The 3,949-nt window shown below is 32.4% G+C and carries 7 protein-coding genes; all 7 read right to left on the bottom strand.

Translation table 11 applies throughout. The features are described from left to right. Window positions 1-412, bottom strand: a 412-nt coding sequence (locus K8V80_RS05415) for a hypothetical protein (protein ID WP_276775950.1), incomplete at its 3' end; no start/stop codon positions are given. Between the two features lie 59 nt (window positions 413-471). Next, window positions 472-1,017 (bottom strand): hypothetical protein, encoded by a 546-nt coding sequence (locus tag K8V80_RS05410; RefSeq protein ID WP_276775948.1) that lies wholly within the window; start codon window positions 1,015-1,017, stop codon window positions 472-474. Window positions 1,018-1,267: 250 nt separating this feature from the next. Beyond that, entirely contained in the window at window positions 1,268-1,432 is a 165-nt protein-coding gene (locus K8V80_RS05405) for a hypothetical protein (protein WP_276775946.1), read from the bottom strand. Next, complete coding sequence (locus K8V80_RS05400; RefSeq protein WP_276775944.1) at window positions 1,425-2,099, bottom strand: hypothetical protein; 675 nt, start codon at window positions 2,097-2,099, stop codon at window positions 1,425-1,427. Before K8V80_RS05400 ends, K8V80_RS05405 begins: the two co-directional genes overlap by 8 nt. Continuing rightward, on the bottom strand, window positions 2,065-2,940 hold the full coding sequence (locus K8V80_RS05395; RefSeq protein ID WP_276775942.1) for a hypothetical protein: 876 nt from the start codon (window positions 2,938-2,940) through the stop codon (window positions 2,065-2,067). Before K8V80_RS05395 ends, K8V80_RS05400 begins: the two co-directional genes overlap by 35 nt. Before the next feature lie 14 nt (window positions 2,941-2,954). Continuing rightward, window positions 2,955-3,161, bottom strand: a complete 207-nt coding sequence (locus tag K8V80_RS05390) for a hypothetical protein (protein ID WP_276775940.1) — start codon at window positions 3,159-3,161, stop codon at window positions 2,955-2,957. Further along, window positions 3,161-3,949 (bottom strand): DEAD/DEAH box helicase (locus tag K8V80_RS05385; protein ID WP_276775938.1); only part of this gene is annotated, 789 nt, incomplete at its 5' end. The genes K8V80_RS05385 and K8V80_RS05390, both read right to left, overlap by 1 nt.

Raw genomic sequence — 3,949 nt, 5'->3', positions numbered from 1 at the left:
CTTTAAAGTTATTTTTAGCATGAACTATCTTATTTCTAGTCTCATATATATAAGATCCTAGCTTTTTATATATATTTGTTGAGTCTTTTTGTATTTCTCCTTTTCCAGATATATCAATTATATGCTTACATCTTTCACTGTATATTTTCAGATCTGATATACAATCTTTTAAAACTATTTCTGCTAATTTGCTATCATGAATTTTCTTAATATTATCTGATACTTCTAAAAATCGTTCAAGATAAGTGTAATTTACACTTTCGTATGCATCTAATAAATCTTTAAACTTCTTAATATTCCTTTTTTTTATTACTGAGATTGATATGTTTTCGATTATTTGATATAAAAATAAAAATTTTGAGGATTCATCAGATGAGATAGCATACTTATTATATAAATTAAGCAAAGTCATATTTTGGGGAATATCAAGAATATTAACTCTCTCAATAGGCTTTCCCTCATCTTCATCATCTAAAAAACTATAAACCCATATTCCCCAGGTTTATCAAGTGGCTCCAAATTTAATTTTATATCAAATTTGCAATTAATATAATAAAGAACCCTTTTAACTATTGACAGTTGATCATTTTCAAATGTATCTGTTAAATATTTTATTTCAAACGCATATCTATTCTGGGCAGGATAAATATCATAATCTCTATTATAACAATGGTGTTCAGAGTTGTATAGTCCTATTAAAAAAGGACAATCAACTAGTTGAACATTATAATTTTCAGCATAAAAAATTATATTAAATAAAATTTCAGGATTCACTAAGTTTTCATCTAAAGAAACCTGAATCTGGAATATATTTCTTGTTTTAATAGTATAATCGTCTATTTTATCATACTCAAACTCTGTATACTCTATTAACCTACCGAAGTTAATAGACTGGTAATCAAAATCATCCTCATCTATAAATGAAAATAAAATTTCATTAGGATCTGAATCATAATCAAATTCTATTTTATACTTTTCTTCCAGGGGTTTTAGATTATCCAAATATTCTTTCTTCATAATATCTATTATTATAAAGTTAAAGATACAATTTAATAGATGAATTAACTATAAACGAAATTTAGAGAAACATTTAAAATTGAACTATTGTGCTTTACTTGCTCTCAAACGTCAATAAAACACACGGCTTAAAAATTATGTCCTATACTCACTAATTACCCCACACACTTACGCTTAATTTACTTTCAATAAAGTATGTATCATTGCTTTCACTTTCTTTAAATAGAGTTGAATTATTATTCAATACACCCTATGTCATTTGTATAGTCCTAATAAAGTGATGCATAAACATATCTATTCCATCGCCACACATAAATCTTAGAAAGGCCTTTGCCTCATCTAATGTTTTGTATCTGGCTAGTTCCATTTCTCCTCCACTTAATTTTGGAGCTACAACTACATATATTCTATTCATGGTTCTTCTTTATTAATTTGTTCTCAATATTAAATTCACAAAGCATTTTACCTACACTCTGCTCAAAAACTCTCCAAGCTCTCCAATAAACTAACTCACTTCTATCCGTTGGAAGATTGGGAAATAGCTCTCGAAAAGCTTTATAATCCGTTTTTGCTTTAGCTTGCAAAGCCCGTACTCGATCAAGACCTTTGACGATATTTACACTTTGGGTTTTAATTGTCTCACTCTCTTTTAACCGCAAAGCTTCTTCACGTTTAGATATAGCTGTAGCTCTTTCTGATAGGAACTTTCTTATACTAGCCATTAGCTGTTGCACGTTTATCTTATCACCCCAAATTACCTGTTCGTAATACCCCATCATGCAACGCTTAAAGAAGATGTTCCACTCTACTAAGTTGATGAAGTAATATTCGGAGGCTATCATCAAGGCGATATCAGTATATTGTGCTTTGGCTAGCTTTGAATCCATACATCGAGTCAACCAAGCCAAATGATTGATTAAAAGTGTAGTTGCATAGGTATTAACCCCATAGGCTCTAGCAAGATCTGCTAACGTCGGTATATTTTTTACTCCTGCTACATCTTCTAAAATTCTTGATTCTCTGATTTGAATATTTTTAGTTGAATAACTAGCGACCAATGCGGATGGATTCTGATTCTGCAATAAATCTCGCTGTATCCTCGTCAGTCCAGTCTTCGCCTTTAATTCTAGAGTTGATACTTGCAGTATCGTTTGAATATCTCTTATTTGCTTTACTTCTGCCATATTCATTTTGTTTTCTAGCCCAAAAAGCTAATCGTTTTGAGGTTTCCCAAGTCTTTTGTTGCTCATAACGCATCTTTGTTTTACTGATATTCATTTCTGACCAGTAGTCAAAGAAGTCTCTTATCATTTCCTTGGGATATTTTTCTGTAAAAGGAATTAATGACTGATAGAAATCATCTTTCCTTTGAGGGAGTAGAGCAGCTTTAGCTGCGACTTTCTTTACTACTACGTTAGTAGTAGTTTCTTTTATATTCTTCTCTTTCTTCTTCTTTGTGTCCTCGCTGTGTCCTAAATCAGTAGGCTGTGTCTCTCGGTGTGTCATTCGCTGTGTCACTAAGTCTGCTAACTTATTATAATCTAATATATTAGCTGTGTCCTTTGGTGTGTCTTTACGTGTGTCATTAGAGTTATATTCATCATATTTACATAGGGTTATGATATTCATGCCCTGTGCTGATGAAGTGGTGATCATTTTTTCTTTTTTAAGCTTATCTAAAAACACTCTAACCTTACGTTCACCCCAAGACCAACGAGTAGCAAGAAAACGAATTGAAGCAGGAAATTGACCTCGTCCATATTGTATATCTCTACCTCCGATACGCTCAATTGTTACGGTTGCCTCAAATCGTGCTGATTGTATTAAATCTAACCACGCTTCGCACTCCGAAAACGTACGGGCTGCTTTCCACATTTCATGAGAGAAAAACTTTCGACTAAGCTTTAAAAATCCTGATTCCATAAGCTTAAATTAAATCAATCATCTACAAATACCGCTTTGTGATTGATTGTTCTTGTTACTTTAATTTTACCTTCTTTAAAAAGAATGTTTAAACAATCTCTAGCTTCAGAAACAACAAGATTAAGTAACTCAATATCTATTATGTGAGCTGGTTCAATTCGTTTTTCTTTTTTCTCTTTCTGAAGCTTCTTTATCATTTCTAAAATATATTCTTTGTCCATTAGTAATATACATTTGTTAGTTGTTTTCCGTTACTTTCAATTTGCCACTGTCCTTTCTTTGGCTCTTTTAAAACCAAATCTTCAACCTTTCCAAATCGCTTGTATGTACCACATAGATCTACTATCCAACCATCCTTTCCTTTACAAGGACGTATAGCCCTGCCTACCATTTGATAGTAAAGAGCAAGAGACATTGTAGGACGTGCTAAAACGATAGTATCTAATTCTGGATAGTCAAACCCTGTTGTTAAGACTCCAACGTTGGCCACAACCTTAATTTCTCCACTCTTGAATTTTCTCAAAATCATCTCACGCGTTTTCTTAGGTGTATCACCTGAAACAATGGCACAACCAGGAATAGAATAAGTAAGTCTTTCTGCTTCTTTGATAAATCTTGTAAAGACCAGAATACCCTTTGGCTTTCGTCCTGAATGAGGATTCAAAAGCCTTTGAATAGTATTCACCAGAAAAGAATAAAAGTCTATACGCTCATATTCTTGAATTACTGATTTATCTGTATAATCTGCACCCGTAGAGTTGAGTTTTAAATTTCGCTCATCCATTACATCTAATTGGAAGTATTGTAGTTCCGCTAAAAACCCTTGATTTAAGAGTGTTCTTACTTGAACCTGATAGATTACATCTGAAAAGATTCTAGGACGTGTACGAGTTATAAAACGAAGTGAAGAACCAAAACTATTGGAAGCTAACCTATACGGTGTAGCCGTTAAACCTAAAATCTTACAATTAAGATATTGAAAGAACGTTTTGTACATTCCTTGTTTCGG

Source organism: Bacteroides coprosuis (genome assembly GCF_020741705.1).
GTDB classification, from domain to species: domain Bacteria; phylum Bacteroidota; class Bacteroidia; order Bacteroidales; family Bacteroidaceae; genus Bacteroides_E; species Bacteroides_E coprosuis.
Note: the sequence above shows the minus strand (reverse complement) of the source record. Positions and strands in the feature narration are given on the sequence as shown.

Excerpts from the sequence above, each read along its gene's own strand:
- K8V80_RS05395 (WP_276775942.1), bottom strand. The coding sequence starts at position 2,940 with ATGGAATCAGGATTTTTAAAGCTTAGTCGAAAGTTTTTCTCTCATGAA.
- K8V80_RS05405 (WP_276775946.1), bottom strand. The coding sequence starts at position 1,432 with ATGAATAGAATATATGTAGTTGTAGCTCCAAAATTAAGTGGAGGAGAA.
- K8V80_RS05390 (WP_276775940.1), bottom strand. The coding sequence starts at position 3,161 with ATGGACAAAGAATATATTTTAGAAATGATAAAGAAGCTTCAGAAAGAG.
- K8V80_RS05410 (WP_276775948.1), bottom strand. The coding sequence starts at position 1,017 with ATGAAGAAAGAATATTTGGATAATCTAAAACCCCTGGAAGAAAAGTAT.